Annotated in this window: 28 protein-coding genes, 3 tRNA genes and 1 pseudogene; 9 read left to right on the forward strand and 23 right to left on the reverse strand. The window is 56.9% G+C overall.

Translation table 11 applies throughout. The annotated features are described in order from the left end of the window. Positions 1–108: 108 nt before the first annotated feature. From ACYZT0_RS16725 to ACYZT0_RS16760, 8 genes are all read right to left on the reverse strand, one after another. Positions 109–381: an HU family DNA-binding protein gene (locus tag ACYZT0_RS16725; protein ID WP_002552737.1), complete on the reverse strand. Its 273-nt coding sequence runs from the start codon at positions 379–381 to the stop codon at positions 109–111. 147 nt (positions 382–528) lie between these two features. Then, entirely contained in the window at positions 529–2,925 is a 2,397-nt protein-coding gene (gene lon, locus ACYZT0_RS16730; protein ID WP_462042183.1) for an endopeptidase La, read from the reverse strand. A 161-nt stretch (positions 2,926–3,086) separates the two neighbouring features. Beyond that, positions 3,087–4,370 carry an ATP-dependent Clp protease ATP-binding subunit ClpX gene (clpX, locus tag ACYZT0_RS16735; protein ID WP_462042184.1) on the reverse strand — a complete coding sequence of 428 codons (1,284 nt, stop codon included), beginning with the start codon at positions 4,368–4,370 and terminating at the stop codon, positions 3,087–3,089. Between the two features lie 106 nt (positions 4,371–4,476). Continuing rightward, complete coding sequence (gene clpP, locus ACYZT0_RS16740) at positions 4,477–5,118, reverse strand: ATP-dependent Clp endopeptidase proteolytic subunit ClpP (protein ID WP_105344076.1); 642 nt, start codon at positions 5,116–5,118, stop codon at positions 4,477–4,479. A gap of 93 nt (positions 5,119–5,211) precedes the next feature. Continuing rightward, positions 5,212–6,522: a trigger factor gene (gene tig, locus ACYZT0_RS16745; protein ID WP_462042185.1), complete on the reverse strand. Its 1,311-nt coding sequence runs from the start codon at positions 6,520–6,522 to the stop codon at positions 5,212–5,214. A gap of 422 nt (positions 6,523–6,944) precedes the next feature. Continuing rightward, a tRNA-Leu gene (locus tag ACYZT0_RS16750) sits at positions 6,945–7,029 on the reverse strand. Between the two features lie 54 nt (positions 7,030–7,083). Next, a tRNA-His gene (locus ACYZT0_RS16755) sits at positions 7,084–7,159 on the reverse strand. Positions 7,160–7,199: 40 nt separating this feature from the next. Further along, positions 7,200–7,276: transfer RNA gene (locus ACYZT0_RS16760), tRNA-Arg, on the reverse strand. A gap of 279 nt (positions 7,277–7,555) precedes the next feature. Between ACYZT0_RS16760 and folD the strand changes: the two genes are divergently transcribed. Together folD and pbpG are read left to right on the forward strand one after the other, a co-directional pair. Beyond that, positions 7,556–8,410, forward strand: coding sequence for a bifunctional methylenetetrahydrofolate dehydrogenase/methenyltetrahydrofolate cyclohydrolase FolD (folD, locus tag ACYZT0_RS16765; protein WP_282376466.1), 855 nt, complete (start codon positions 7,556–7,558; stop codon positions 8,408–8,410). Between the two features lie 237 nt (positions 8,411–8,647). Next, on the forward strand, positions 8,648–9,586 hold the full coding sequence (gene pbpG / locus ACYZT0_RS16770) for a D-alanyl-D-alanine endopeptidase (RefSeq protein WP_462042186.1): 939 nt from the start codon (positions 8,648–8,650) through the stop codon (positions 9,584–9,586). A gap of 52 nt (positions 9,587–9,638) precedes the next feature. Here pbpG and ACYZT0_RS16775 read toward each other — a convergent pair whose 3' ends face one another. From ACYZT0_RS16775 to ACYZT0_RS16785, 3 genes and pseudogenes are all read right to left on the reverse strand, one after another. Further along, positions 9,639–9,854 (reverse strand): hypothetical protein, encoded by a 216-nt coding sequence (locus ACYZT0_RS16775; protein ID WP_462042187.1) that lies wholly within the window; start codon positions 9,852–9,854, stop codon positions 9,639–9,641. 17 nt (positions 9,855–9,871) lie between these two features. Continuing rightward, positions 9,872–10,078, reverse strand: a complete 207-nt coding sequence (locus ACYZT0_RS16780; RefSeq protein WP_462042188.1) for a DUF6021 family protein — start codon at positions 10,076–10,078, stop codon at positions 9,872–9,874. 91 nt (positions 10,079–10,169) lie between these two features. Beyond that, positions 10,170–10,899 (reverse strand): annotated as a pseudogene (locus ACYZT0_RS16785) (peptidase C39 family protein). Positions 10,900–11,066: 167 nt separating this feature from the next. On the opposite strand from ACYZT0_RS16785, the gene ACYZT0_RS16790 reads away from it, so the two are divergent. Then, positions 11,067–11,237, forward strand: a complete 171-nt coding sequence (locus ACYZT0_RS16790; RefSeq protein ID WP_462042189.1) for a hypothetical protein — start codon at positions 11,067–11,069, stop codon at positions 11,235–11,237. A gap of 77 nt (positions 11,238–11,314) precedes the next feature. Here the strand turns inward: ACYZT0_RS16790 and ACYZT0_RS16795 are convergent, their stop codons facing one another. Both ACYZT0_RS16795 and ACYZT0_RS16800 read right to left on the reverse strand, forming a co-directional pair. Further along, on the reverse strand, positions 11,315–12,064 hold the full coding sequence (locus ACYZT0_RS16795; protein ID WP_462042190.1) for a TerC family protein: 750 nt from the start codon (positions 12,062–12,064) through the stop codon (positions 11,315–11,317). Positions 12,065–12,093: 29 nt separating this feature from the next. Continuing rightward, positions 12,094–12,336 (reverse strand): hypothetical protein, encoded by a 243-nt coding sequence (locus ACYZT0_RS16800; protein WP_462042191.1) that lies wholly within the window; start codon positions 12,334–12,336, stop codon positions 12,094–12,096. A gap of 135 nt (positions 12,337–12,471) precedes the next feature. On the opposite strand from ACYZT0_RS16800, the gene nhaR reads away from it, so the two are divergent. Then, a complete protein-coding gene (gene nhaR, locus ACYZT0_RS16805) occupies positions 12,472–13,371 on the forward strand; it encodes a transcriptional activator NhaR (RefSeq protein ID WP_462042192.1) in 900 nt (299 codons plus the stop codon). Between the two features lie 4 nt (positions 13,372–13,375). On the opposite strand, the gene ACYZT0_RS16810 is transcribed toward nhaR, so the two are convergent. After that, positions 13,376–14,530 carry an MFS transporter gene (locus ACYZT0_RS16810; protein WP_462042193.1) on the reverse strand — a complete coding sequence of 385 codons (1,155 nt, stop codon included), beginning with the start codon at positions 14,528–14,530 and terminating at the stop codon, positions 13,376–13,378. Positions 14,531–14,810: 280 nt separating this feature from the next. On the opposite strand from ACYZT0_RS16810, the gene sstT reads away from it, so the two are divergent. Beyond that, positions 14,811–16,043, forward strand: a complete 1,233-nt coding sequence (gene sstT / locus ACYZT0_RS16815) for a serine/threonine transporter SstT (protein ID WP_462042194.1) — start codon at positions 14,811–14,813, stop codon at positions 16,041–16,043. 175 nt (positions 16,044–16,218) lie between these two features. Here sstT and ACYZT0_RS16820 read toward each other — a convergent pair whose 3' ends face one another. From ACYZT0_RS16820 to ACYZT0_RS16845, 6 genes are all read right to left on the reverse strand, one after another. Next, positions 16,219–16,728, reverse strand: coding sequence for a DUF1993 domain-containing protein (locus ACYZT0_RS16820; protein WP_008148402.1), 510 nt, complete (start codon positions 16,726–16,728; stop codon positions 16,219–16,221). Between the two features lie 156 nt (positions 16,729–16,884). After that, the gene (locus ACYZT0_RS16825) at positions 16,885–17,823 is read right to left on the reverse strand and encodes an SdiA-regulated domain-containing protein (RefSeq protein ID WP_462042195.1); all 939 of its coding nucleotides are present in this window, start codon (positions 17,821–17,823) and stop codon (positions 16,885–16,887) included. After that, entirely contained in the window at positions 17,820–19,340 is a 1,521-nt protein-coding gene (locus tag ACYZT0_RS16830) for an ArnT family glycosyltransferase (RefSeq protein WP_462042196.1), read from the reverse strand. Before ACYZT0_RS16830 ends, ACYZT0_RS16825 begins: the two co-directional genes overlap by 4 nt. A gap of 3 nt (positions 19,341–19,343) precedes the next feature. Then, the gene (locus ACYZT0_RS16835; RefSeq protein WP_462042197.1) at positions 19,344–19,622 is read right to left on the reverse strand and encodes a lipid-A-disaccharide synthase N-terminal domain-containing protein; all 279 of its coding nucleotides are present in this window, start codon (positions 19,620–19,622) and stop codon (positions 19,344–19,346) included. Continuing rightward, positions 19,619–20,359: a glycosyltransferase family 2 protein gene (locus ACYZT0_RS16840; protein WP_462042198.1), complete on the reverse strand. Its 741-nt coding sequence runs from the start codon at positions 20,357–20,359 to the stop codon at positions 19,619–19,621. The genes ACYZT0_RS16835 and ACYZT0_RS16840 overlap by 4 nt, the downstream gene beginning before the upstream one ends. A gap of 48 nt (positions 20,360–20,407) precedes the next feature. Continuing rightward, the gene (locus tag ACYZT0_RS16845) at positions 20,408–21,385 is read right to left on the reverse strand and encodes an NAD-dependent epimerase/dehydratase family protein (RefSeq protein WP_462042199.1); all 978 of its coding nucleotides are present in this window, start codon (positions 21,383–21,385) and stop codon (positions 20,408–20,410) included. Between the two features lie 315 nt (positions 21,386–21,700). Between ACYZT0_RS16845 and ACYZT0_RS16850 the strand changes: the two genes are divergently transcribed. Beyond that, complete coding sequence (locus ACYZT0_RS16850) at positions 21,701–22,348, forward strand: YceH family protein (protein WP_462042200.1); 648 nt, start codon at positions 21,701–21,703, stop codon at positions 22,346–22,348. 7 nt (positions 22,349–22,355) lie between these two features. On the opposite strand, the gene ACYZT0_RS16855 is transcribed toward ACYZT0_RS16850, so the two are convergent. Both ACYZT0_RS16855 and ACYZT0_RS16860 read right to left on the reverse strand, forming a co-directional pair. Further along, positions 22,356–22,874, reverse strand: coding sequence for a cupin domain-containing protein (locus ACYZT0_RS16855; protein WP_462042201.1), 519 nt, complete (start codon positions 22,872–22,874; stop codon positions 22,356–22,358). 12 nt (positions 22,875–22,886) lie between these two features. Continuing rightward, positions 22,887–23,741 carry a shikimate 5-dehydrogenase gene (locus ACYZT0_RS16860; protein WP_462042202.1) on the reverse strand — a complete coding sequence of 285 codons (855 nt, stop codon included), beginning with the start codon at positions 23,739–23,741 and terminating at the stop codon, positions 22,887–22,889. Positions 23,742–23,985: 244 nt separating this feature from the next. Between ACYZT0_RS16860 and ACYZT0_RS16865 the strand changes: the two genes are divergently transcribed. The 3 genes from ACYZT0_RS16865 (at position 23,986) to ACYZT0_RS16875 (ending at position 25,064) form a co-directional block, all read left to right on the forward strand. Further along, positions 23,986–24,351: a hypothetical protein gene (locus ACYZT0_RS16865; protein ID WP_462042203.1), complete on the forward strand. Its 366-nt coding sequence runs from the start codon at positions 23,986–23,988 to the stop codon at positions 24,349–24,351. 234 nt (positions 24,352–24,585) lie between these two features. Beyond that, a complete protein-coding gene (locus ACYZT0_RS16870; RefSeq protein ID WP_003179723.1) occupies positions 24,586–24,780 on the forward strand; it encodes a hypothetical protein in 195 nt (64 codons plus the stop codon). Positions 24,781–24,881: 101 nt separating this feature from the next. After that, positions 24,882–25,064: a hypothetical protein gene (locus ACYZT0_RS16875; RefSeq protein WP_462042204.1), complete on the forward strand. Its 183-nt coding sequence runs from the start codon at positions 24,882–24,884 to the stop codon at positions 25,062–25,064. On the opposite strand, the gene ACYZT0_RS16880 is transcribed toward ACYZT0_RS16875, so the two are convergent. After that, the gene (locus ACYZT0_RS16880) at positions 25,061–26,122 is read right to left on the reverse strand and encodes an AI-2E family transporter (RefSeq protein WP_462042205.1); all 1,062 of its coding nucleotides are present in this window, start codon (positions 26,120–26,122) and stop codon (positions 25,061–25,063) included. The genes ACYZT0_RS16875 and ACYZT0_RS16880 overlap by 4 nt on opposite strands. Positions 26,123–26,262: the final 140 nt, after the last annotated feature.

Here is a 26,262-nt window from a genome sequence, read left to right on the forward strand (position 1 = left end):
AACTTGCGAGCCTCGGCGTCTCGGATCGGCGACTCGCCGACTGGACTACCGCTCCGCTGCCAAGTCAGGCATGACCCCGACCCGGATAGGCAAAAACCTGAATCGAACTTAGTTAACAGCTTCTTTCAGTGCTTTACCGGCTTTGAAACCTGGTTTTTTAGCGGCTGCGATTTCCAGCGTCTTACCGGTCTGTGGGTTACGACCAATGCGAGCTGGACGATCAGTGACGGAGAAAGTACCGAAACCAACCAGAACAACAGAGTCGCCAGCCTTGAGAGCGCCAGTGACGGATTCGATTACAGCGTCCAGCGCACGGCCAGCAGCAGCTTTCGGGATATCAGCGGATGCAGCGATAGCATCAATCAGTTCCGACTTGTTCACTCTAAGTCCCCTTATATCTATTTGAGTATGATTCTAAGTTTTTTGGTGAAAGCAAAAACGAGTGCTGAATGGCCTACAGACACTTAAGAGCCGCTTTATAACAAGGGCTCTAAAAAGCTGTCAAGGAAGCCCCCAGGCAAATGCGTACTAATGCGTGCTAATTCTTTCCTTAGATTCAGACTCACGTTTTTCATCCTTTGCAACTATCTCTGGAGCTACATCGGGCAAGGGCTCCGGCGCGTATTGCAGCGCAATTTGCAGGACTTCGTCAATCCATTTAACCGGTTTAATCTGCAGATCTTGCTTGATATTGTCAGGAATTTCCTTCAGATCGCGTACGTTCTCTTCAGGAATGATCACGGTCTTGATCCCGCCACGGTGAGCAGCGAGCAGTTTTTCTTTCAGACCACCAATCGCCAGTACTTGACCACGCAGCGTAATTTCGCCAGTCATGGCAACGTCCGCGCGTACAGGAATCCCGGTCAATGCCGACACCAGAGCCGTGCACATGCCTACACCGGCGCTAGGGCCGTCCTTCGGAGTCGCCCCTTCCGGCATGTGGATGTGCGTGTCGCGCTTCTCGTGGAAGTCCAGGGGAATCCCCAGGCTCTTCGCGCGACTACGGACAACGGTCAGTGCCGCTGTGATCGATTCGACCATCACGTCACCCAAAGAACCAGTTTTGATCAACTGGCCTTTACCCGGCACGACGGCGGCTTCGATGGTCAGCAATTCACCACCTACCTGAGTCCACGCCAGACCGGTCACCTGACCGATCTGGTCCTGCGATTCAGCCAGACCGTAGCGGAATTTGCGCACACCCAGGAAGTGTTCCAGCATCTCGGCCGTGACCTTCACCGAGAAGCGTTTTTCCAGTGAATGCTCTTTGACCGCCTTGCGGCAAACCTTGGCAATCTGGCGCTCCAGCCCCCGCACACCGGCTTCGCGGGTGTAATAGCGGATGATGTCGCGGATCGCTTCGGCGTCGAATTCCAGCTCGCCTTTTTTCAAACCGTTGGCCGTAATCTGCTTTGGCGAAAGGTATTTGACGGCGATGTTGATCTTCTCGTCTTCGGTGTAACCCGGCAGACGAATCACTTCCATCCGGTCCAGCAGCGCCGGTGGAATGTTCATCGAGTTCGAGGTGCAAAGGAACATCACATCGGACAGGTCGTAGTCGACTTCCAGATAGTGATCGTTGAAGTTGTGGTTCTGCTCAGGGTCAAGCACTTCCAGCAGCGCCGACGCCGGATCGCCACGCATGTCACTGCCCATTTTGTCGATCTCATCGAGCAGGAACAACGGGTTGCGGACGCCGACCTTTGTCATCTTTTGAATCAATCTTCCTGGCATCGAACCGATATAAGTACGGCGATGACCACGAATTTCCGCTTCATCGCGTACGCCGCCGAGGGCCATGCGCACGAATTTGCGGTTTGTGGCGTGAGCAATCGACTCCGCCAGCGAAGTTTTACCCACCCCTGGAGGACCGACCAGACACAACACCGGACCACGAATTTTCTTCACGCGTTTTTGCACGGCGAGGTATTCGAGAATCCGCTCTTTGACTTCTTCCAGACCATAGTGGTCGGCATCGAGAATGTCTTCAGCGCGCGCTAGGTCCAGGCGCACTTTGCTCTGGGCCTTCCACGGCACCTGAACCAGCCAGTCAATATACGAGCGGACCACGGTCGCTTCCGCAGACATTGGCGACATTTGTTTTAATTTGTTCAGTTCACCCTGGGCTTTGGCCAAGGCATCTTTCGGCAGACCGGCGGCATCGATGCGCTTTTTCAGCTCTTCGATTTCGTTGTGGCCTTCGTCGCTGTCGCCGAGCTCTTTCTGAATGGCCTTCATCTGCTCATTCAGGTAGTACTCGCGCTGACTGCGCTCCATTTGTTTCTTAACGCGACCGCGAATGCGTTTTTCGACTTGCAGCAGATCGATCTCAGCATCCAGCAATGCCAGAACGTGCTCGACCCGGGCCGACAAATCGATAATTTCGAGGATTTCCTGCTTCTGCTCGATCTTCAGGGCCATGTGCGCGGCCATGGTGTCGACCAGGCGGCCCGGTTCGTCGATGCTGTTGAGCGACGACAGGACTTCAGCCGGGACTTTCTTGCCCAGCTGCACATATTGTTCGAACTGAGCCAGCAGGCTGCGGACGAACACTTCCGACTCGCGCTCCGGCGCGTCGACTTCGTCGATCAATGAGACTTCGGCACGGCAGTGGCCGTCCACTTCGCTGAAACGCTCAACCGCGCCCCGCTGCTCGCCTTCGACCAAAACCTTGACCGTGCCGTCAGGCAGCTTGAGCAGCTGCAGAACGGTAGCAATGGTACCTACTCGATAAAGTGCGTCTTCACCGGGATCGTCGTCAGCAGGGTTTCTCTGAGCCAGCAGAAGGATCTGCTTGTCGCCCGTCATCGCAGCCTCGAGGGCTTCGATGGATTTCTCGCGCCCCACGAACAGCGGGATAACCATGTGCGGATAAACCACAACATCACGCAATGGCAGGAGAGGCAATTCGATGGTTGTCTTCATGATTTCGCCTCTACGGCGGCCGTAAGGCCGTAAACAGATGGAAGTGAGCTTGAAACCAAGATGGGGGCTACCTTCAAAAAAAACAAGCTTAAAGAAGGTGTTAAAACGCGCAAAAAGCAAAGGGGCCCGAAGGCCCCTTCTTTATTCCAGCAGCGTGACGCTTAGGCGTCTGGCACTGCCTTGGCAGCCGGCTCACTGTTTTCGTAGATATACAGTGGCTTGGACTTGCCTTCTATAACGCTTTCGTCGATCACTACTTTACTCACCTCGGATTGCGAGGGGATTTCATACATAGTATCGAGCAATACACCCTCGAGAATCGAACGCAGTCCACGAGCACCGGTTTTGCGTTCCAGGGCACGCTTGGCGACCGATTTCAAAGCGTCGGCCCGGAATTCCAGGTCCACACCTTCCATCTCGAACAGCTTGGCATACTGTTTGGTCAGAGCATTTTTCGGCTCGGTGAGAATCTGCATCAACGCAGCCTCATCAAGCTCGTCCAGCGTGGCAAGTACCGGCAGACGACCGACGAACTCCGGGATCAGACCGAACTTGACCAGATCGTCAGGCTCGACTTCACGCAGGGACTCACCGACTTTCTTGCCTTCTTCCTTGCTACGCACTTCTGCGTTGAAACCGATGCCGCCACGGGTGGAACGGTTTTGAATAACCTTTTCCAGACCGGAGAACGCGCCGCCGCAGATGAACAGGATGTTACGGGTGTCAACCTGAAGGAATTCCTGCTGCGGATGCTTGCGACCACCTTGAGGCGGAACGGAAGCGACCGTGCCTTCGATCAACTTGAGCAAGGCCTGCTGCACGCCTTCACCGGAAACGTCCCGGGTGATCGACGGGTTGTCAGACTTGCGCGAGATCTTGTCGATCTCATCAATGTAGACGATGCCCATCTGGGCTTTTTCTACGTCGTAATCGCACTTCTGCAGCAGCTTCTGAATGATGTTCTCGACATCTTCACCCACGTAACCCGCCTCGGTGAGGGTGGTTGCGTCGGCGATGGTGAACGGAACGTTCAGCAAGCGGGCCAGTGTTTCGGCAAGCAGGGTTTTACCCGAGCCTGTCGGGCCGATCAGCAAGATGTTGCTTTTGCCGAGTTCGACATCGTCATTCTTTTTGTCACGCTGGTTCAGGCGTTTGTAGTGGTTGTACACCGCTACGGCCAGAACCTTTTTCGCACGTTCCTGACCAATCACGTACTGATCAAGGATGCCGCTGATTTCTTTAGGCGAAGGCAATTTATGCGCGCTGCTTTCGGCCTGGGCTTCCTGCACCTCCTCACGGATGATGTCGTTGCACAGGTCGACGCACTCGTCGCAAATAAAGACCGAGGGGCCGGCAATCAACTTACGCACTTCATGCTGGCTTTTGCCACAGAAGGAGCAATAGAGCAATTTGCCGTTGTCCTCGCCGTTGCGGGTGTCAGTCATTCGATCGATCCAAATCCGATAGGCTTGCAACACAAGATGAAGGCTATTGCGGGCTTTTTCAAGTCCGCAGGCGGTCAGTTAACCCGACCACCTACATTTGGGCTGCTTAGGCGGGCATTTTACGCTTGTCGATCACGGAGTCGATCAGGCCGTACTCAGCCGCACGCTCTGCGCTCATGAAGTTGTCGCGCTCGGTATCGCGCTCGATGGTTTCGAGGCTTTGACCGGTGTGATGAGCCAACAGCTGGTTCAGACGCGAACGGATGTGGAGGATTTCCTTGGCATGGATGTCGATATCCGACGCCTGACCCTGGAAGCCGCCCAACGGCTGGTGAATCATCATGCGCGAGTTCGGCAGGCAGAAACGCTTGCCGGCGGCACCACCAGCGAGCAGAAAGGCGCCCATGCTGCAGGCCTGACCGATACAGGTGGTGGACACGTCTGGCTTGATGAACTGCATGGTGTCGTAGATCGACATGCCTGCAGTCACCGAGCCGCCTGGTGAGTTGATGTAAAGATGGATGTCCTTGTCCGGATTTTCCGCTTCAAGGAATAGCAGTTGCGCCGCAACCAGGTTGGCCATGTAGTCTTCTACCGGACCTACCAGGAAGATCACTCGCTCCTTCAACAGACGCGAGTAGATGTCATAGGCACGTTCGCCACGGGCGGACTGCTCGATAACCATCGGGACCAAGCCGCCTGCGGCCTGGATGTCAGAGCTCTGCTGATAATAAGAATTGCGGGACATGTCTCGCAGTCACTCCCAAATAGTTATGTCTTGAATACGCATAAGCCAGCACGAAGGCTGGCTTATGGTGTGTACTTCTTACCGCAAAAACGATCAGTCGGCTTGTGGAGCTTCTACCGGCTTGACTGCTTCTTCGTAAGAGACCGCTTTGTCGGTCACGCTAGCTTTCTGCAGAACAGTATCCACAACTTGCTCTTCCAGCACAACCGAACGAACTTCGTTCAGTTGCTGGTCGTTCTTGTAGTACCAGGACACAACCTGCTCAGGCTCTTGGTAAGCCGAAGCCATTTCCTGAATCATTTCACGAACGCGGGCATCGTCAGGCTTGAGGTCAAATTGCTTGACCACTTCAGCCACGATCAGACCCAGCACAACGCGGCGCTTGGCTTGCTCTTCGAACAGCTCGGCCGGCAGTTGCTCAGGCTTGATGTTGCCGCCGAACTGCTGAACAGCCTGCACGCGCAGACGGTCAACTTCGTTGGACAGCAGAGCCTTAGGCACTTCGATCGGGTTGGTGGCCAGCAGACCGTCCATTACCTGATTCTTGACCTTGGATTTGATCGCCTGACGCAGTTCACGCTCCATGTTCTTGCGAACTTCGGTGCGGAAGCCTTCCAGACCCGTTTCCTTGATACCGAATTGAGCGAAGAATTCTTCGGTCAGCTCTGGCAGTTTTGGCTCGGAAACAGTGTTCACGGTAACGGTGAACTCAGCGGTTTTGCCTGCCAGGTCGAGGTTCTGATAGTCCTCTGGGAAGGTCAGGTTCAGAACGCGCTCTTCGCCGGCTTTAGCACCAACCAGACCGTCTTCAAAACCAGGGATCATGCGGCCGGAACCCAGAACCAGCTGAGTACCTTTAGCGGAACCGCCAGCGAACACTTCACCGTCGACCTTGCCGACGAAATCGATGTTCAACTGGTCTTCGTTTTGAGCGGCGCGATCAGCCACTTCAAAACGGGTGTTCTGCTTGCGCAGGACTTCCAGCATTTTGTCCAGATCGGCATCAGCCACGTCAGCGCTCAGACGCTCGATAGTGATACCTTCGAAACCGGCAACGGTGAACTCAGGGAACACTTCGAAGATGGCGACGTATTCCAGATCTTTGCCGGCTTCCATCGATTTAGGCTCGATCGAAGGAGCGCCAGCCGGGTTCAGCTTTTGCTCGACAACAGCTTCGTAGAACGAAGACTGGATCAAATCGCCCACGGCCTCCTGACGCGCATCAGCACCAAAACGGCGCTTGATTTCACTCATTGGCACTTTGCCTGGACGGAAGCCAGCAATCTTGGCCTTTTGGGCAGTCTGCTGCAGACGCTTGTTGACCTGAGTCTCGATGCGCTCAGCCGGCACGGTGATGCTCATGCGGCGCTCAAGAGCAGAAGTATTTTCAACAGAAACTTGCATGGATATTCCTCGTTGCACAGACGTTAGCCGGCCGTTTCCGACCCCAGAATCAAGGGCATGCATTCTAGTGGGTCAAACTCAAGAAGTCACCCTACTGAAAACGGGTAAAAAAGCAGCAGGCAATTTATAGACGGGGACAAACGGTTGTGCCTGGCCCTGTTAGCAAATACAGCCAATCATGCCAGGGCTCTGCACCAATCCTTCTATATATAGAAGCCATCGGCATTCCATCCCTGACAGTCGACCCCACGAGGGGATCAACGGGCGAATCAGCATCATCGAGAAACATAAATCCGACGACCCGACCTGCCCTCTCGACCCAGAACCTGCGGCCGCTTTGAAAATCCAGACTTCTAAAACAAAAACGGCGCAGCCCTTTTCAGGTGCTGCGCCGTTTTCTGCTATTAAATAGCTACTTGTAATGGTGCGGACGGAGAGACTCGAACTCTCACACCTTGCGGCGCTGGAACCTAAATCCAGTGTGTCTACCAATTCCACCACATCCGCATCAAGCTTTTAAAGCAAAGGCGCCAGACTGTTAATCCGGCGCCTTTCTAAATATGGGGTGGACGAAGGGGATCGAACCCTCGACAACGGGAGTCACAATCCCGTGCTCTACCAACTGAGCTACGCCCACCATATTGCCATGTTGCGTTACTTGTGCCAAAGCTGCCTAATGGCGCACCCGGCAGGACTCGAACCTGCGACCATCCGCTTAGAAGGCGGATGCTCTATCCAGCTGAGCTACGGGCGCCTTGTTAATCTGTATTCTTGGACGATTACAAACTAAGTGCTTTCAGTCTCACCGAATTAAACATCAACTCTGCTCGACCTTCTTAACCAGTGCTAGGCTGTGCCCGACAAGTGCGACGAATGTTATAGGTGAGCCTGGAGGTCGTCAACTCTTTTTTAAAAAAAATTCATTTAATTAAAGGGGTTAGGGGAATTTGCAGACCAAGCGCCTTTGCCCTTACCTCATGACATGCGAGAATGCGTTCTCTTTTTTTCCCCTCTCGATGGTTAATCACGCGCAATGACTGCACAACTAATCGACGGCAAATCGATCGCCGCCAGCCTGCGCCAGCAGATCGCCAAACGCGTCAACGAGCGTCGTCAGCAAGGCCTGCGCACGCCCGGTCTCGCGGTGATCCTGGTCGGCAGCGATCCTGCCTCTCAGGTTTATGTCTCGCACAAGCGTAAAGACTGTGAAGAGGTCGGCTTCATTTCCCAAGCCTATGACTTGCCTTCCGAAACCACTCAAGAAGCGCTGACCGATCTGATTGATCGTTTAAACGACGACCCGGCGATTGATGGCGTTCTCCTTCAGCTTCCATTACCTGAACACCTGGACGCCTCCAAACTGCTGGAGCGTATTCGTCCAGACAAAGACGTCGACGGTTTCCACCCTTATAACGTCGGCCGCCTGGCCCAGCGTATTCCGCTGCTGCGTCCGTGCACCCCTAAAGGCATCATGACGTTGCTGGAAAGCACCGGTGTCGATCTTTACGGGATGGACGCCGTGGTTGTCGGGGCCTCCAACATTGTTGGCCGACCGATGGCGATGGAATTGCTTCTGGCCGGCTGCACCGTGACCGTCACCCACCGCTTCACCAAGGATCTGGCAGGCCATGTTGGCCGTGCCGACCTGGTGGTGGTCGCCGCCGGCAAGCCGGGGCTGGTCAAGGGAGAATGGATCAAGGAAGGCGCGATCGTGATCGACGTCGGCATCAACCGCCAGGAAGACGGCAAACTGGTCGGTGACGTAATCTACGAAACCGCCCTGCCCCGCGCCGGCTGGATCACTCCAGTCCCGGGTGGCGTTGGCCCGATGACTCGCGCTTGCCTGCTGGAAAACACGCTGTACGCAGCCGAAACACTGCACAGCTGAGTTCGCGTTTCGACATCAGCGACGAACAAAAGAACCCCGCCATTGGCGGGTTCTTTTTGACCGGATAAAAAACGCTACCACTCGCCGGAAACCTGCTGTTCTGTAGGGGTTTTCAAGGACTTTCACTTGTTCATTGAACAACCATCGACAGTTCTTCAGCCATACTCCTAAAATGCGTCGGTTTTTAAGAAACAGTCCGTTACAAACGGCTAATCCACACCTTATGAGTCTGCCAGCGTGAAAATTCGTCTTTCCATCCTGAGCCTATTTTTTGCATTTACAGGGACGTTCATCACGCCAACGGTCAATGCTGCCGACACCACTGAGGCACCACGTGACACCAAACAACTGAAGATCGCTTCCGGTAGCGCATTGCTGATGGATCTGCAGACCAACAAAGTCATTTTCGCCAGCAACCCGGACGTGGTCGTGCCGATCGCGTCGGTCAGCAAATTGATGACCGCGCTGGTCGTGGTTGAAGCTCGACAGAACATGGATGAGTACATCTCCATCAACATCAGCGATACGCCGGAAATGAAAGGTGTGTTCTCCCGGGTCAAACTCAACAGCGAAATGCCGCGCAGGGAAATGCTGCTGATCGCGCTGATGTCCTCTGAAAACCGTGCCGCCGCCAGCCTCGCCCACCACTATCCGGGCGGTTATGTCGCGTTCATTGCCGCCATGAACGCCAAGGCCAAGGCGCTGGGCATGACCAGCACCCATTACGTCGAACCCACCGGCCTTTCGCCACGTAACGTGTCGACGGCTCGCGACCTGAGCAAATTGCTCATCGCCGCACACAAGTACCCACTATTGACCGAGCTAAGTACCACCAAGGAAAAAACCGTCTCGTTCCGTAAACCCAACTACAGCCTGGGATTCCGTAATACCGACCATTTGGTCAATAAGCCGAACTGGGACATCAAGCTGACAAAAACCGGCTTCACCAACGAGGCCGGCCACTGCCTGGTGCTGGTCACCAGCATGGGCAATCGCCCTGTTGCACTGGTCATCCTCGACGCCTTTGGCAAGTACACACACTTTGCCGATGCAAGCCGTATTCGCAGCTGGGTGGAAACCGGCAAGGGCGCGAACGTGCCGTCTGTAGCCTTGCAGTACAAATCCGACAAGAACCTCAAGCATCGTCAGAGCGGCGTTGTTGAAGCGTCAAAGTAAGTCAGCGACAGCAAAAGAGCCCCGATCATTCGGGGCTTTTTTTCGTCTTGCGTTAATCATTGGGCAGCGGCATCTGATCGTCGTCCGGAATGCCGTCCCCAGTACTTGGGTCTTTCCAGCCCTGTGGATGCTCCGTCGGCACGACTACAGGTCTGGCCAGAGGATCCCTTAACGGGCTGTCCGGATCCAACACGGGATCGATGTCGTTTTCAGGGGTGGTTGGAACACTGTCCGGACGTTTGTCGTTAAAACTCGAATCGGTAGACATACGCACCTCACTAAGGCTCAGGGTTTCAGATCGGCGAGTGGATCGTAAGGCTTCGCAGGCGCCTTGGGATGGTCGCCCGGCTTCACATCCCTAGGGGCCTTGGCGGGTCCGATGGGGTCCACCTGAGGATCGGCGAGGTCCGGTGAATCGGGGTCGAACCCCAACTCATCACCCGACGAATGCTCGGACGAGTGCGGGCCGACGGGGGTATTGGAATGAGCCATGGGCGCCTCCTGTTCACAGCCCGTAGAAATCCGGGCTCTACACCTTAGAAGTCGGCAAAACGCAGGGGTGCCCGACAGATGACGAACGGACTTACTGCGCGTTCAGCGCTTTCTTCGCCCTGGCTGCCGCTTGCTCCTGACCTGCCTGGGCAAGATCGCTCGCAGCCTTGAGCCATCGCTGGTGATCGACATTGGCCGGCAGCTGATTCGGCTTCTGGATCAGCACGGCCCAGCCACCGGCATCCTTGAGCGCCGATTCAAACGAACCGAAGCCCATCAACTCCCGACGATTCATTCCCGAGCGCAGCAGCACAGTGCGCTTTTGGCGGTTGTACCCGGCAAGAATGGCGTAACGGGGTTCAGCCCAGAACGCCGAGCCTTCAGTAAAGCGCACCATCACTGGATATCCAGCCGCGACCTGGGTCAACAGCGCTGGCAGGTTGCTGTCGAGGGGATAGACGACCATGCCGTACTCACGGGCAAGGTTCTGCATGTTCTGCTGCAACTGGGCTTCGGCTCCCGGCAAATGCAAGGGTTTTTCGAGCAAACCTGGCGTAATCACAATGCCTTGCTGGGACAACATGCTGGCCAGCACTTGGGGCCCGCTTTGATTCGCCACGCCACGGTAGAACGTGCCACTGAGTTCGACACGCTCCGGCAGGCGCTTGATTTCAGGCGCCACACTCCCCGCGCAGCCAGCCAGACCTGCAACGCAGCCGACGACCAGCACTAAAGATCGAATTCGAGAAAATACCCGCACCATCATCACTCTCTTGATTTAGACGCCAGACACTCGCGCGCCCGGCTTGGCCGTCGATCATAGGACGCCGAGCGACAGCGGTATAGCCTTAACCGGCAGATGATTGCATTCGATAGAGCGAACTGATTGGTGACAGCCGACCTTTGGTCAATAGCCTGAAACACAGCAGCGACTAGACTGTCCTTTGCAAAGAGTGTGAGCCCGCGGCAGGGCGAAGAGGAGGCACTGATGAGCCTGACAATGACCATTGCAATGTTGATTTCTGGCTGGCTGGCCGTTGCTGCCGCCATGTTGTGGGGAGTCCTGCGAATTACCCGTCGGCACCATCACCACCCTGCTCAATCGGCGCCGGTGGTGAAAACGGATGAAACCACTGCACACCACGCCAGCGCGCATTGACTGGCACTTTTTTAACAGCAAAAAAAACGGCCGCCTGCCCTCTTTCGAGCGCAGGCGGCCGTTTCGTTTATCGCCCGTTAAGCTTCAGTAGCTACACGCTTTTGCTTTGACCGCCGCGACATCATGTTCAAACCCTCGATCGTCGCCGAGAACGCCATGGCCGCGTAGACGTAGCCTTTCGGTACGTGGGCGCCGAAGCCTTCGGCAATCAGCGTCATGCCGATCATGATCAGGAAGCCCAGCGCCAGCATCACCACCGTCGGGTTGTCGTTGATGAACTTGGCCAGAGGATCAGCCGCCAGCAACATCACCAGCACCGACACCACCACTGCGATGATCATGATCGGCAGATGCTCGGTCATGCCGACAGCGGTAATGATGCTGTCGATGGAGAACACCATGTCCAGCAGCAGGATCTGACCGATGGCGGCAGCGAAGCCCAGCGTCACGGCCGAAGTAGCCGACTTCGGGTCATCCGGTGCCGGGTCCATGCTGTGATGGATCTCGGTGGTCGCCTTCCACAACAGGAACAGGCCACCGGCGATCAGGATCATGTCCTTCCAGGAGAACGCATGGCCGAAGATATCGATCACAGGCTCAGTCAGCTGGACGATGAACGCAATGGTGCTCAGCAGCGCCAGTCGCAGAATCAGTGCCATGCCGATGCCGATGCGCCGCGCCTTCTGCCGATGCTGCTCGGGCAGCTTGTTGGTCAGGATCGAGATGAAGATCAGGTTATCGATCCCGAGCACGATTTCCATGACGATCAACGTGGCCAGGGCGACCCAGGCGGTGGGGCTTACAGCAAGCTCTAAAAGGTATTCCATGGGTCAGTCCTGACTCTTTTTAAGACGGTTTAAATTTCCTGGGACGAAGATTCGGTTTTGTCCGTTTCTTTGGCCGGTTGTTCTTTCTTGCTGATCAGCCCGCCAGTGGCATCACTGATTGCCTGCTCTGCGGCTTTATGGGTGTCGTCGATCGCCTGCTTGGCGGTTTCGGCAGCCTTGCCCATCAATTGCTGAGCGCTTTTCTCGGCCTGGTCGCAACCGGCCAATACCATTAAAGACGTGATCAACAGCGCCGTCATTTTGAGCTTCATGATGCTTCCCTCGATAGAACAGACAGGGCCAAAAAGGCCGCCCGTCGATAGCGGGGCATTCTAGGGAGGCAAACACTTCAGGAAAATTCGTATTTTTAGCGGTTATACTTCGGTTTTCACGAACTGTAGGTTGTCATGCTCAATTATCGACAATTGCATTACTTCTGGGTGGTGGCCAAGACCGGCAGCATTGTGCGCGCCTGCGAGCAGCTGAATCTGACACCGCAGACCATCAGCGGGCAGATTTCGCTACTCGAACAAACCTATGGCATCGAGCTGTTTCGCCGAGTCGGCCGACAGCTTGAACTGACGGAAGCTGGACGTCAGACCCTGCCCTACGCCGAGCAAATGTTTCAGCTGGGAGGTGAACTGGAGTTGATGTTACGAGCGCAGCCCAATGAGCAGCAGATTCTGTTCCGGGTGGGTGTGGCTGACGTGGTACCCAAATCCATCGTCTATCGGCTGATTGCGCCGACCATGGAATTGAGCGAGCCGCTGCGCATCACCTGTCGCGAAGACAAACTCGAACGCCTGCTCGCCGACCTGGCCATCCAGCGCCTGGATCTGGTTATTTCCGACAGCCCGATGCCATCGCACCTGGACATCAAGGGCTACAGCCAGAAACTCGGGGAATGCGGGATCAGCTTCTTTGCCACCACTGAATTGGCGGCGCGTTACGGTCAGGACTTCCCACGCAGCCTGCACGGCGCCCCCCTATTGATTCCCGGGCCGGAGACCGTGGTGCGCAGTCGCTTACAGCGCTGGTTCGCCGAACAGCAGATCCAGCCACGCATCGTCGGCGAGTTCGACGACAGCGCCTTGATGCAGGCTTTCGGTCAATCCGGCAGCGGGATTTTCATCGGCCCAAGCGTGATTGCCGATGAAGTGAAGCGCCAATACGGCGTGGAATTGATTGGCCAGACCGACGCGGTGACCGAGTCGTTCTACGCCATTTCGGTGGAACGCAAGGTCAAGCACCCCGGCATTGTGGCCATTACCGAAGGTGCCCGACGCGAACTGTTCACCGAGCTGTGAGGTGTCAGGCGCAGACTTCGCGGGGTTTGAAGGTCATCAGCGCGATTGCCAACAGGATCGAGGCCAGGATAAAACCGGCGGCCGCGAAACCAAGGCCTTGCAGTCCGACACCGTCGATGACCCGGCCGCCGATCATGGCGCCCAGGCCGATCCCGAGGTTGGCCCCGGCAATGTTCAGCGATGCCGCGAACGCCGGCGCTTCGGGTGCAGCTTTCATCAAGCGCACATGACTGACCAGGAACAACGCCGCCTGCGTCACGCCCCAAATCCCCATCGCCGCCGCCAGACCGAGGGGCGAATGAATGTTCGGCACCAACGCCACCAGGCCGGCGATCATGAACGCGCAGAACATCATCGAGGCGATCAACGGATGACGATCCACCGCGCGGCCGCCCAGTGAGTTGCCGATCAACCCGACCGCGCCGAAGCCCATCAGGCACCAGCCGACCACGGTGCCATTGAAACCGGCCAAGCGCTCAAGAATGTCCGCCAGGTAGGTGTAAGCGGTGAACATGCCGCTGAACACCAGGATCGACAGCAACACATGCCCCACCATGAGCGGGCTGCGCAGGATCTTTAACTGCGAGCGGAAACTCACTTGATGCTGATGCAGATTGGTTTTCGGCAGGTAGATAAACAGCAGCAACGCCTTGGCAAACGCGATCACCGCCAGAATGCCGAAGGCACTGCGCCAACCGAATGCATCGGAGATCAGTGTGCCCACAGGGATGCCGAACACTGTGGCGCAGACAATGCCGAAACCGATCTTGGCGATGGCGCGGCCGGCGTAGTCCGGGCCGACAATACCCACCGCCGTCTCACTGGCCAGCGCCCAGAACACCGGCAAGCCCAGCGCCGGAATCAACCGGGCAATGGCCATCACCCAGATGTTCGGCGCAAACGCTGCGAGGGTGTTGGCCAGGCCGAACATGATCAGCACCGAGATGAACAACTTGCGGCGCTCGAACCGGGCAAAATACGCGGTCAGGAACGGCCCGAATGCGGCGACTGTGAAGGCAAACAAGGTCACCAGTAAACCCGCCTGAGGGATAGTGACTTCAAGGTCTCGAGCGATGGCCGGCAACAGGCCGACGATGATGAATTCCGTGGTCAGCACCGTGAAACCGGCCGCAGACAACAGAAGGATGGGCAACAACATGCAGAACTCCAGAAAACGACGACACCAGCGATAGCCCGAAGGCCCACTGGCATGACTTGAAAATGAGGATGGCGAATCTTAACAGAGTGTTTCCAATCAGGGTTGCACGAACCTGCCGATCTCGTTGACCCCACGGGCGGCAGATCGTCACAGGTCTGAAGGATAAAGGCCACGCTGTGATAGAGTCCGCGCCCTGCGATACGTACACCCTATTCATCGGCCATTGATGGCATTGATGTCGCAATACCCCCGCACCTAAAAAAATCAGAGATGCCGTTTTATGACCGCTTTATCCCCTTCGCTATGGTTACGCCTGAAACGCACCAGCCTGGTCACACAAATCATCATCGGCCTGATCGCCGGAATTGCCTTGGCGTTGTTCGCGCCAGAGGTGGCGAAGTCCACTGCGTTTATCGGCAAAGTCTTCGTATCGGCGCTTAAAGCTGTCGCGCCGATTCTGGTGTTCGTGCTGGTCATGGCGTCGATCGCCAACCATAAGCATGGCCAGGAAACCCACATCCGGCCGATTCTGTTTCTGTATCTGCTGGGGACTTTTGCGGCGGCGGTGGTGGCCGTTGTCGCCAGTACGTTGTTCCCGTCGAGCCTGGTATTGGCGACTCACGACGTTGCGGTCAGCGCGCCGGGCGGTATCAGTGAAGTGTTGCAAAGTCTGTTGCTGAGCGTGGTCGACAACCCGGTCAGCGCACTGATGAATGCCAACTTCATCGGCATTCTGGCGTGGGCGATTGGCATGGGCGTTGCGATTCGTCATGCAGGTGACACGACTCGCGAAGTGCTCGGTGACCTGTCCAATGGCGTGACTTTGATCGTTCGCTTGGTGATTCGTTTCGCGCCGCTGGGGATCTTCGGCCTCGTCGCTTCGACCCTCGCCACATCCGGCTTCGGCGCCTTGATCGGCTACGTGCATCTGCTGGCGGTGCTGCTGGGCTGCATGCTGTTCGTGGCACTGGTGATGAACCCGGTGATCGTGTTCTGGAAACTTCGTCGCAACCCGTATCCGCTGGTGCTGATGTGCCTGCGGGAAAGCGGCATCACCGCGTTTTTCACCCGCAGCTCGGCGGCGAACATTCCGGTCAACCTGGAATTGAGCAAGCGCCTGGGCCTGCACGAAGACACTTACTCGGTTTCGATACCGCTCGGCGCCACCATCAACATGGCCGGCGCGGCGATTACCATCACGGTGCTGACCCTGGCGGCCGTGCATACATTGGGCATCGCCGTGGACATTCCTACGGCCATCCTGCTGAGCGTCGTCGCAGCGATTTGTGCCTGTGGCGCTTCGGGCGTGGCGGGCGGCTCGCTGCTGTTAATTCCACTGGCGTGCAGCCTGTTTGGCATTCCCAGTGAAATCGCCATGCAGGTGGTGGCGGTCGGTTTCATCATCGGTGTGTTGCAGGACTCGGCGGAAACCGCGCTGAATTCCTCCACCGACGTATTGTTCACTGCGGCGGCGTGCTTGGGTGAAGAGCAAAAGGCTGAACGTCTCGCATAGCGTATCTGTAGGAGCCAGGCTTGCCGGCGAAGGCGCACCTGAGATCGCCTTCGCCGGCAAGCCTGGCTCCTACAGGTATTGCATGAGCCGCCAATCCCGAGCATCCCCCGATCCGCAGGATCAAAAAAGCCCGCCAAGGCGTGAACCTGGCGGGCTTTATTTTCCGCAGGGCGGTTTAGAACGCGCCCATGTAATCGCGCTTGCCCACTTCCACACCGTTGTGACGCAGCAGTGCGTAGGTGGTGGTGACGTGGAAGAAGAATTGCGGCAGGCCGTAGCTCAGCAGGTAAGCCTGGCCGGTGAAGCGCTTCTCTTTCGGCGTGCCCTGACGGGTGATGATCTCGATGCCTTCCTTGCCGTCGATCTGTTCTGGTTTGATCTCGCCGATGAAGGCCAGCACCTTGGCGATCAACGCTTGCAGCTCGGCGAAGGTGGTTTCGGTGTCGTCGTATTTCGGCAGTTCAACTTCGGCCAGGCGCGCCGAAACGCCCTTGGCGAAATCAACGGCGATCTGCACCTGACGTACCAGCGGGAACATGTCCGGGTACAGACGGGCTTGCAGGAAAGCGTTTGGGTCGATGTTCTTGGCGGTGGCGTGGGCTTCGGCCTTGTTCAAAACGTCGCTCAGGGCGTTGAGCATTTGTTTGAAAACCGGAACGGAAGCGGCGTACAGGGAAATAGTCATGGCAGTCTCGTGTTGTGACAGGAGGGAAACGTGGGGCGATTATAGCCATGCGCGGTCCCCCTGCGGCGGCTCTTTTATCCGGTAGGGAACACGCAGCGCAACCTCTGAACGATCTGCGCAAGCTAGCCCCTCGCCGGCATTAAAACTTCAACTTCATCAGTGTTTTTCTGCACTCGCCGACAGGCCAGCCTTCGATTGAGTGAACCGGTAAAACAGATTGGGCTCGCTCACAATGTAAAGCTCGCCAGTGGTGTCCATGGTCATGCCTTCGGCTTGCGGCAGCGAATGCTTGAGGTCACCCGCCAAGGCGCGCAGGGAGAGAATACTGACGAAGTTACCCTGCTGGTCCAGTTCAGTCAGGTTGCTGGACTGTTCGCTCAGCAACAGTAAGTGGCCGGTCCGGGAATCGTAGTAACCCTCGGAAAGGTCTTTGCTGAAAACGCTGCGATCGACCCAGTTCGTCAAGTCCTTGATACGGATCTGCAATTGGCCGCCAATGGAGCCGAGCATGCCGTCGACCGAGTACAGTTGCCGCGGATCACGCTCCTTGATGGCGAAGATGCGGTCATTGGCCGGGTCATAGGTCACACCTTCAAACCCCTTGTTATGCTCGCTCAGGTTGATCTCAATGGCGAGTGACTGGGTTTGCTCTGCACGGATGGGGCCAGCGGTGTCCGGCAGGGTGAAAATGTGCAGCCGTTGCAGCCTTTCATCGACGATGACCACTCGCCCTTTGCCAATGTAAGCAATGCCTTCGGTGTCCTGGAAACCGATCAATGGGTAGCGTTCGAGCAAATCGCCGTCACGGGTCAGCGCCAGAATTTCCATAGGCGTACCATTGGTGATACCCAACAAGCGGTCGTGATCAGGGTCATAGGCGATACCGGACAAATCGGTGATGCCCGGGATCGGTTTGCCTTCGATCGCGACCTTGTAGTCTGGCAGCCAGATGTTTTTGTCTGGCGCCAGATTGCCATACCAGCTGTTATGCCAGTGAGCGTACAACTGCCGGTGCCAGCCATAATAAACGAACACCACGCTAACGCCGACCAGCGCGGCGATAAGCAGAACTCCAGCCTTCCATGTTTTACTCATGTTTTTTTCCGGTCCCAAGTAAATCGATAGACATTAATGGGTTGTCCCGGACGACATTGGCCGTTATCGGCATCGGCGCCGACTATCGACCAGTGTGCACGGGAGGTTTCACCCAACTCACGCGCGGCCCGGGGATTGAAACACTGGCTCAACAGTTCGTCGGGGACCAAGGCGTACGCCTGAGGGTGTTCGCGCAGCCACTGTGCCGCCTGCTCGACCGTGGAGCCGGCGATCCCGAAGTGCACGATCGGTTGTCGCGCGAACAGCCAATGGCCCTCGCGCCAACTGACCAATACCAGGTCGGCACCTTGAGTCATGGTCGCCGCCTGCGCCATGATCGCCTCATGCGGGTTGGGGCCGTCCTTGATCGGCTCGATGAAACTGCGGGCAATCCAAAGCGCAAACCAGGTCACGACCAACGCCTGAAATACCCGCCGACCACGCGGACGCTGACTGAACCAGCGCTTGAGCAACCAGGGGATCAGTGGTGCAGCCACCAGCACCAGCCCGGGCAGCGCCGGGTAGATGTACAACTTGCGCTTGCCGCTGCTGATACAGAAAAACAGTACCACCAGCACGACCCAGCCCAGCAATACCAGCACTCGGCCGTCGCGCTTGCGCAGTTGCCGGCGCCACGCGGGCACCAGCCACGGCAACACCAGCACCAACGGCAGCCAATATTGCGGGATCACGTGAACGAAGAAATACCAGAACGGCTCGCGATGGTCCCAGGCGGCGGCATAGCGTCCTGCTGTCTGACGCAAAAGAATTTCTCGCGCGTAGGCGACCTCGTCAGCAGTGCCATTGAGCGCGATGGACAAGGCCAAGGGCAGCAACCAGATCGCGATGGCGCCCAGCATGACCAACAGTCCCAGGAGCCACTTGCGCGCCTCGCCCGGCATGGCCACCACACCGGGCCAACCTTTGCGCACCGCGTAGGCATACGGAATCAGCATCAGGGCCGGAACGAAGCCAACCCCTTTGGTGATCACACCAATGCCCATGGCGGCGCAGCCCAGGTAAAACCAGCGCCAGGCCGGTCCGAGCAACAGGTGCCGCGCCAGACCGTACATACCCACGGAGGTGAACAGAATCAAAAAGCTGTCGATCTGGCCGGTCTGCAGGATGCTGTAGGTCTGATAAGTCGCCAGGTACAAGAGCGCCGCCGTCCGACCGGCACGTTGATGCCATAACCGGCGGCCCAGATCATAGACCACTGCGGTGACCGTCACGGCCGATAGAAGACCCGGCAGATACAGGGCGATGGCGGGTTTACCGGTGAGCCAGGCGAAGAACGCCACCGTCCACATGAAAATCGGCGGTTTGTCGCCGTAGATCTCTGCCGCACGGTGCGGAATCAGCCACGAGCCGTGCTGCAGCATCTCTAGCGCAACGCCAAGGAATCGCTCCTCGTCGACATTCTGTGGCTGACGTAGCCACAGCCCGGCACCGATCAAAACCAGGGCGAGTAACATCAAACCCAGGCATTCGACCCGGGGTGATAACGTTCTGCGCATGACTCAGTCCTTTAAGTGTTTGCTGCGGGCAATCAACTGCAAATTGCGCAGATAAACGATCGAGCCAAAGGCTTGACCGGCAATGAATACCGGGTCTTGCCGGTAAATGGCGTAAGCGAGCAGCAGAACACTACCGACGATGCTCAGGTACCAGAAATTCACTGGAATCACGCTGCGCTTCTTGTATTCGCTGTACAGCCACTGCAAGACGAAGCGACCGGTAAAAGCTAGCTGGCCGGCGAAGCCGACTACTAGCCAAAGGGTTTCACGGGAGAAATTCATCCTTCGATTTCCTGCGCATTGGCGTTCAGGCGCGTGCGCCTGATCAGCCACCAAACACCGATCAGGTCGAGAATGCCCACCAGGGCACGGTCGAGGTTGCCGTATTTGGAGACCCCTGATGTGCGGTGACGGTGGTTGACCGGATGGGTGATCATTCGGCCGTTGTGACGCTGGATCAGTGCAGGAATGAACCGATGCATATGATCGAAGTACGGCAGGCGCAGAAACGCCGCTCGGTCGATCAATTTCAATCCGCAACCGGTGTCCGGTGTCTGGTCCTTGAGCATGCGGCTGCGCAATCCATTGGCAAACCGCGAAGCCCAGCGCTTGCTCGCGTTGTCGCGGCGGTTGACCCGGTGCCCGGCCACCAACTGAACGCCGACCAGCCCCTGTTCACCGCGCACCAACGCCAACATCCCCGGGATGTCCGCAGGATCGTTCTGGCCATCTCCATCGAGCGTGGCCAGCCACTGCCCCTTGGCAGCAATTGCCGCATGGTAAAGCGAGGTACTTTGCCCAAGCGAACGCTCATGACGCAGGATACGCAGCGTGCTCAGGCCGCTGTTTTTGATCTGCCGCAGCTCGTGCAAGGTGGCATCGGTACTGCCATCGTCCACAACGATGATTTCGTACGCCTCGTCGGCCAAGGCCGTGCGCACTTCCTCAATCAAGGGCTTCAGATTGCTCGCTTCGTTTTTTGCCGGAATCAATACAGATACAAAAACTTCATGACTCATAGGGTCCCCCCTTTATTCCTTGGTTTCTTATTATCAAGGGCGAACATTTCATCTCTGATAAAAGTGGCGATACCACTTCACAAATTCCACTACACCCGATTCCACCGTCACCTGAGGGTGGAAGTCGACCCACTGGGTCAATGCCGACACGTCAGCCCAGGTATTGACCACATCGCCAGGTTGTAAGGGTAGAAAGTTGCGCTGCGCTTTGATCCCCAGCGCCGATTCCAGACAATCGACGAACTCCAGCAATGCTACCGGCATGCCACGCCCGATATTGAAAATTCGGTTAACGCCGTCGCCCTCCCCGTCCGGTATCGGCGGCCGTGGGCGCAGGCGGGCGATGCTTTCGACAATGTCGTCAACGTAAGTGAAGTCGCGCGCCATCCGGCCATGATTATAGATATCGATCGGCAGGCCGTTGAGGATCGCTTCGGTAAATTTGAACAGCGCCATGTCGGGGCGCCCCCAAGGTCCGTAAACGGTAAAAAAGCGTAGGCCGCTGGCCCTCAGACCATACAAATGACAGTAACTGTGAGCCATCAACTCGTTTGCACGTTTACTGGCCGCGTACAGTGAAATGGGGTGATCGACAGCATCTTCGACACTGAAAGGCATTTTGCTGTTGGAACCGTACACCGAGCTGCTTGAGGCATAGATCAGGTGCTCGGGGCGGTAGTAACGGCAAGCTTCCAGCACATTCAGAAAACCGACCAGGTTCGATTGCGCGTAGACGTCCGGGTTGTCCAGTGAATAGCGAACACCCGCCTGGGCTGCCAGGTGCACAACGTCGGTAAAACGATGTTCTTTGAACAACGCCATCAATGCCGATTTGTCGACAATATCCAGGGTCTGAAAACGAAAGCCTGGCAGGGATGCAAGCTCGTTGAGCCGTGCGCGTTTGAGCTCAACGCTGTAATAGTCGTTGAGGTTGTCGATACCGATGACTTCAAGACCTTCCCGGCACAAACGCTTAACAGTGTGAAACCCGATGAAACCGGCAGCGCCAGTGACCAGAACTGTCATAGGGGGTACGCACCGATCCGCGTATTGTCCTTGGCCAATACCCACGTCAGCTTCATGCTTTGCTCCATAGTCCAGTCAATAAGGTTCGTGTCGTCGATGGGAGAATGCAATAACCCGCAATATCCCGCAACAAGTAGCGGCGGTCCTCGGCCATGCATACGTTGCTCGTCAGATTGTAAAAATGGCGTTAAGAATTCATTTAGGTTTTGTGACGATTGCGAAGAAGGAGCGACGAATTCAGTTGCCATTGGCACACGTCAATCTAAAGTGCATGCCTGCAGTAGAAAAACATGAACCCTGGAAGGATGCAGAATCATGAGCACTGAGCAAGAAACGACCTTCGACGAGCCGCGACTCAACAGCACGGAAATCCGCATTCTGGGCTCGTTGATCGAAAAACAGGCCACCAGCCCGGAAACCTATCCACTGACCCTCAATGCGCTGGTGATTGCCTGCAACCAGAAAACCAGCCGCGAGCCGGTGATGAACCTTACCCAGGGTCAGGTCGGCCAGAGTCTGCGCGCCCTCGAAGGACGCGGTTTTACCAAACTGGTGATGGGCAGCCGTGCGGACCGCTGGGAGCATAAGGTCGACAAGGCACTTGAATTGGTGCCCGCTCAGGTGATTTTGACGGGGCTGTTATTCCTGCGCGGCCCACAAACGGTCAATGAACTGCTGACCCGCAGCGGCCGCATGCATGACTTCGAAGATGCCGAACAGGTGGTGCATCAACTGGAACGGCTGATTGCTCGCGATCTGGCACTGCTGATTCCGCGTCAGGCTGGGCAGCGGGAAGACCGCTATATGCACGCCTTGGGCGACCCGGCGGACATCGAAGTGATCCTGGCGGCACGGCAGAACCCGGTCGAACGTGGCACTGGCGGCGGCGTATCGGTTGAGCGGATCGAAGAACTTGAGGCGCGAATTGCAGCGCTGGAAGAGCGTCTGGCCCGCCTCGAATAACCCTGCGCTACTCGCCGTCCCAATAATTCACGCCATCGCCCGGCCGGGCGACAGCGACGAAGCCCGAGGCATTGCCCTCGGCGTCGACCTTGAAGTCGTCCATCACCGCGTACTTGCCGGAATCCGGGTACTCGCAAATCTCGGGTGATTGCTGGGTGCTGATCGCCAGGTAGCGCAGCTCATCGTTGCTGGTGTTGATGATCTGGTGCGCGGTTTCAGGGCCGCCCGGCGGGCAGGCAATGACATCCCCGGCGCGAACGGGAAAGCGTTCGGCGCCCAAGCGAATCTCCCCTTCCCCGGCCACGATGTAAAACATCTCCTCGTTGACTCGATGACTGTGAAACGGGCTGCCACGCATCCCCGGTTCCAGCGCGTACAGGCGATAACCCAGCTTCTGCGCGCCGAGTTGCTGGCCGATTCGCGCCTGCCGCTGCTGATAGCGGCCGGCAGTGTCTCCCGTAGGGGCAAACGCTTCGGGCAGTGCCTCAAGTTCGGCTTGATCCAGATTAAGAATGGCAGGATGCATGAATAACCTCAGTTACGGTTTCGCTTGCTGGGCACCAGGATTGGCAAGGCTACCGCGGGCAAATTCCACGGCTTTGTGAAACTGCTCATCGGTCGGCCGCACGCCGGTGTACAGCACGAACTGCTCCAGCGCCTGGATCGCGATCACTTCCAGCCCGGTGATCACTCGCTTACCTTCTGCACGACCGCGCACTATCAACGGTGTTTCCGAGGGGACTGCCACTACATCGAAGACCGTCTCGGCAGCTGCGATGGTGTCAGCATCGAACGCCAGCTGATCGACCTCGGGGCCGCCGGTCATGCCAATCGGTGTGACGTTGATCAGCATCTGCGGCCGCTCAGAGCCCAGTTCCGCTTGCCATTGATAGCCCAGCGATTCGGCTAACGCACGTCCGGCACGCTCGTTACGGGCAACGATCAGGCCATTTTTGTAGCCACCATCGCGCAAGGCACTGGCCACCGCCTTGGCCATGCCGCCGCTACCGCGCAGCGCAAAGGTCGATTCCTTCGGCACCTCGTGGGTTTCAAGCAACTGGGCGATCGCGATGTAGTCGGTGTTGTACGCCTTGAGATGGCCGTTAGTGTTGACGATGGTGTTGATCGATTGAATGGCCGCCGCGGAGGCGTCCAGTTCGTCGACCAGCGCAATGCACGCCTCCTTGAACGGCATCGACACGCCGCAACCACGAATCCCCAGGGCGCGAATGCCGCCAACGGCGCCTGGCAGATCCTGGCTGCTGAAGGCCTTGTAGTAAAAATTCAGGTCCAGTTGCTCATACAGATGATTGTGAAACCGCAGGCCAAAATTGCCGGGACGTCCGGAAAGCGACATGCACAACTGAGTGTCTCTGTTGGGGTTCATCTGCATGAAATATCTCCTTCAATAGCACTTTCAGATGGACGGGATTAGCCATTCCATTGGGTCTGATTGATCTGACGGCGTGTCTGCACGCGGCATTACTGGAGCGTAAAGACGCTGGAATAGACCTTACACAAAATTTACCCAACGGCTGTGCTGATTTTTAAAATTACGCTGTCTTAGAAGTATCCCCGCGACAATCCTTGGGTCTATTGCAGACGCAAGCGCCGGGTCGAAGAACCGAGGAATTATCATGATCCGTAAAATCCCCACAGTTGCCTTGCTGATCGGTGCTCTGGCTATCGCAGGGCAGGCAGAAGCTGGCGGCGGTCACGGTTGGGGAGGACCGGCGGTATTTGGCGCGATCGTTGGCTCGGCCATCGTCGGTTCGGCCATTATCAACAGCAACCGCCCGGTCTATGTAGAGCAACCGGTTTACGCTCAGCCTCAGCCGGTTTACGTACAACAACCTCCACCGGTTTATTACCAACCGGCACCGGTGTACGTGCAACAACCGATCTATTACGGCCCGCCGCCGGTTTACTACGGTCCGCCACGTGGTTATTACGGTCCACCGCGCGGTTACTACGGTCCTCCCCACGGTTATGACCGCTGGTAACAGAATCATAGGCCCCGCCTCAACAGCAGGGCCTTTTTTGTGACCGTCCGTCGGTAGAGGTCTGGATAAATCTCGCCAAGGTCGCTGTCGGGACAGTCTTTGCGGTTCAAGTTGGCAAGATTGACGCGCCACCCTTCCCCCGCGTTGGGGATGACGGTCATATTTATGTCATGTCAGGTCCGCAATCTTGGATCTGTCCGTTAACAACAGGTTGATAAAAACAAGGACGACCTCATGCCCACGCAAAACCCGCACCGCATTGTCGGCTTGTGCACTTCCAGCAAGGTGTACAACGCACTGACCGAACTCAAGCACCTGGAAGGCCATCGCAGCGCCAAATTTCTTTCGCTGCTGGCAGAAAACCTGGTGCGTAAAGGCTTGCTCAACGAGCAGGAAGTGGTCCATATGCTTGATTTGGTGGTCGACTGAACCGAAGGCCCATTGGCGTCAATGACGACTATCGAAAGCGTTGATTGTCCGCCCAAGGCGTCGGGGCCGTAAGGTAGCTCCATAGATTGATGGAGGTACTTATGTCCCAGGTTCAGATCATGTCCGTTATCGGCAGCGCCGTTCCCGCACCGCTCAGAGAGCTAGGATTGCTCGCCTGTTGGTACCTGGTGCAGGACGGCGAACCGATCAGCGGACCGCTCACCTCGCTGCCGGCCGCCCAGGCCTTGTCACAACAAATCGGACAGAGTCAGCTCAGCGCCTAAGGCAGCTGCACCTGCGGTTTGGTTTCAATGAAGATGGCCCAGCTCGACATAAACAGCGCGGCGATCAGCGGCCCGATCACAAAGCCATTGAGGCCGAAGACCGCCAGACCGCCAAGGGTCGAGATGAGGATCAGATAGTCCGGCATCTTCGTATCCTTGCCCACCAGGATCGGTCGCAGCACGTTATCCACCAGACCGATCACGAAAACCCCGAACAGCCCCAGCACCACGCCCTGCCAGATCGCCCCGGTGAACAGGAAAAACGCCGCCACCGGCGCCCAGACGATCCCTGCCCCCACCGCTGGCAACAGGGATAGAAACGCCATCAATACCGCCCAGAGCAACGCGCTCGGGACGTCCAGAAACCAGAAAATCAAACCGCCCAATGCGCCCTGTGTAATTGCCACCAGCAGGTTACCCTTCACTGTCGCCCGCACCACGCGATTGAACTTGAGCTGCAGACGGCGTTTCTGTTGTTCATCCAGCGGCACGGCAGCGCGTACTTTTCGCGCCAGTTCTGCACCGTCGCGCAAAAAGAAGAACAACAGGTACAGCATGATGAAAAACCCCACCACGAAATCGAACGTACCCTGGCCGAAACTGAAGGCTTTGGTGGCGATAAACTCATTGCCCGTCACCGCACTCTTGATGATTTTTTCCCGCAGCCCGTCCAACTCGCCTACCCCGGCCCGATCGAGCAAGTGCTGAAAGTACGGCGGCAGGCTGTGTTTGAAATGCGTCACATACCCGGCGATGTCCAGTTCGCCGCTTTCGATGCTCTTGTACAGCGCGGCCCCTTCCTGGACCAGCAAGATGCTGAGGATGATCACCGGCAGGATCGCGATCACCAGGCAGATGCTCAGGGTGAGCAGCGATGTCACGTTGCGCTCCCAGCCGAACTTCAGTTGCAGTCGTCGCTGCAGGGGCGCGAAGAGGATGCCGAGGATGACCGCCCAGAACACCGCGCCGTAAAACGGCAGCAAAATCCAGATGAAAGCGACGGTGACCAGCCCTAGCAAGATCACCAGTGATTTGTTTTGTACTGTCTCTTCGTTCATGTCCGATCCAAGTCAGTCCGCAGGGGTGCAGGCTTTTGTACTGAAAAGCCGTCCTGATGCTTAGTCCGCCACGGTTCGCGCGAGTGCCATCCGTTTGTTCATCAAGCATAGATCCAGATCAATGAACCCCGCGGGCAAGC

Source organism: Pseudomonas sp. ZS1P83, from assembly GCF_054897825.1.

Coding starts and splice junctions, on each gene's coding strand:
- lon (WP_462042183.1), bottom strand. CDS start 2,925: ATGAAGACAACCATCGAATTGCCTCTCCTGCCATTGCGTGATGTTGTG.
- clpX (WP_462042184.1), bottom strand. CDS start 4,370: ATGACTGACACCCGCAACGGCGAGGACAACGGCAAATTGCTCTATTGC.
- clpP (WP_105344076.1), bottom strand. CDS start 5,118: ATGTCCCGCAATTCTTATTATCAGCAGAGCTCTGACATCCAGGCCGCA.
- tig (WP_462042185.1), bottom strand. CDS start 6,522: ATGCAAGTTTCTGTTGAAAATACTTCTGCTCTTGAGCGCCGCATGAGC.
- folD (WP_282376466.1), top strand. CDS start 7,556: ATGACTGCACAACTAATCGACGGCAAATCGATCGCCGCCAGCCTGCGC.
- ACYZT0_RS16775 (WP_462042187.1), bottom strand. CDS start 9,854: ATGTCTACCGATTCGAGTTTTAACGACAAACGTCCGGACAGTGTTCCA.
- ACYZT0_RS16780 (WP_462042188.1), bottom strand. CDS start 10,078: ATGGCTCATTCCAATACCCCCGTCGGCCCGCACTCGTCCGAGCATTCG.
- ACYZT0_RS16790 (WP_462042189.1), top strand. CDS start 11,067: ATGAGCCTGACAATGACCATTGCAATGTTGATTTCTGGCTGGCTGGCC.
- ACYZT0_RS16795 (WP_462042190.1), bottom strand. CDS start 12,064: ATGGAATACCTTTTAGAGCTTGCTGTAAGCCCCACCGCCTGGGTCGCC.
- ACYZT0_RS16800 (WP_462042191.1), bottom strand. CDS start 12,336: ATGAAGCTCAAAATGACGGCGCTGTTGATCACGTCTTTAATGGTATTG.
- nhaR (WP_462042192.1), top strand. CDS start 12,472: ATGCTCAATTATCGACAATTGCATTACTTCTGGGTGGTGGCCAAGACC.
- ACYZT0_RS16810 (WP_462042193.1), bottom strand. CDS start 14,530: ATGTTGTTGCCCATCCTTCTGTTGTCTGCGGCCGGTTTCACGGTGCTG.
- sstT (WP_462042194.1), top strand. CDS start 14,811: ATGACCGCTTTATCCCCTTCGCTATGGTTACGCCTGAAACGCACCAGC.
- ACYZT0_RS16820 (WP_008148402.1), bottom strand. CDS start 16,728: ATGACTATTTCCCTGTACGCCGCTTCCGTTCCGGTTTTCAAACAAATG.
- ACYZT0_RS16825 (WP_462042195.1), bottom strand. CDS start 17,823: ATGAGTAAAACATGGAAGGCTGGAGTTCTGCTTATCGCCGCGCTGGTC.
- ACYZT0_RS16830 (WP_462042196.1), bottom strand. CDS start 19,340: ATGCGCAGAACGTTATCACCCCGGGTCGAATGCCTGGGTTTGATGTTA.
- ACYZT0_RS16835 (WP_462042197.1), bottom strand. CDS start 19,622: ATGAATTTCTCCCGTGAAACCCTTTGGCTAGTAGTCGGCTTCGCCGGC.
- ACYZT0_RS16840 (WP_462042198.1), bottom strand. CDS start 20,359: ATGAGTCATGAAGTTTTTGTATCTGTATTGATTCCGGCAAAAAACGAA.
- ACYZT0_RS16845 (WP_462042199.1), bottom strand. CDS start 21,385: ATGACAGTTCTGGTCACTGGCGCTGCCGGTTTCATCGGGTTTCACACT.
- ACYZT0_RS16850 (WP_462042200.1), top strand. CDS start 21,701: ATGAGCACTGAGCAAGAAACGACCTTCGACGAGCCGCGACTCAACAGC.
- ACYZT0_RS16855 (WP_462042201.1), bottom strand. CDS start 22,874: ATGCATCCTGCCATTCTTAATCTGGATCAAGCCGAACTTGAGGCACTG.
- ACYZT0_RS16860 (WP_462042202.1), bottom strand. CDS start 23,741: ATGCAGATGAACCCCAACAGAGACACTCAGTTGTGCATGTCGCTTTCC.
- ACYZT0_RS16865 (WP_462042203.1), top strand. CDS start 23,986: ATGATCCGTAAAATCCCCACAGTTGCCTTGCTGATCGGTGCTCTGGCT.
- ACYZT0_RS16870 (WP_003179723.1), top strand. CDS start 24,586: ATGCCCACGCAAAACCCGCACCGCATTGTCGGCTTGTGCACTTCCAGC.
- ACYZT0_RS16875 (WP_462042204.1), top strand. CDS start 24,882: ATGTCCCAGGTTCAGATCATGTCCGTTATCGGCAGCGCCGTTCCCGCA.
- ACYZT0_RS16880 (WP_462042205.1), bottom strand. CDS start 26,122: ATGAACGAAGAGACAGTACAAAACAAATCACTGGTGATCTTGCTAGGG.